Source organism: Clostridium sp. AM42-4, from assembly GCF_003480105.1.
Taxonomy (GTDB): Bacteria; Bacillota; Clostridia; order Lachnospirales; family Lachnospiraceae; genus Brotaphodocola.
On sequence record NZ_QUIK01000030.1, the window covers coordinates 1 to 689 of the forward strand.

1 protein-coding gene is annotated in these 689 nt (G+C 50.7%); it reads right to left on the reverse strand.

Translation table 11 applies throughout. The features are described 5' to 3' along the window. Positions 1–689: recombinase family protein (locus DW922_RS16395; RefSeq protein WP_195715096.1), on the reverse strand; the 689-nt coding region annotated here is incomplete at both ends.

A 689-nucleotide genomic window follows, 5' to 3' on the forward strand; every position in this document is an offset into this window, starting at 1 on the left:
CCGTTTTCTGGGTCTTTCTTTTCCCATTTGGTGCGGGTATTGCGAAGCCCCCGTTCCCGGTTCCACCATGTGGGGCAGGGGATTTTTTCTTCCTCCAGCCGTCTGCGGATATAGTTCGGACCATGACCGTTCAGGGCATATCCGAAAATCAGCCGCACAATCGGGGCGGTTTCCTCGTCAATGAGCAGATGGTTTCTGTCCTCTGGGTCTTTCCGATACCCAAAGGGGGCAAGACACCCGGTAAACTGTCCTTTCTGCGCTTTCAGAAGATAAGAGGAATGGACTTTCTTGGAAATATCCTTGCTGTACATCTCGTTCAGGATATTCTTGAACGGGGCAATATCGTTGTTATCCCGCAGGGTGTCGATACCGTCATTCATGGCGATATAGCGGACACCGTTTCTTGGGAAAAAGTCCTCAATCAAATGCCCGGTTTGCAGATAGTTACGCCCCAGTCGGCTGAGGTCTTTCGTGATGACAAGGTTGATTTGCCTGCGCTCAATGGCTCTCAACATTCTCTGTAAATCAGGACGCTCCATATTAAGACCTGTGAAGCCATCGTCCTGATAGACTGCCACAACCTCCCATCCCTGCTTTTCGCAGTATTTTTCCAGCATATCACGCTGGTTTGCGATACTGGCACTTTCGCCTTGCAGGTCATCGTCCTTTGACAGCCTGCAATAGACCGC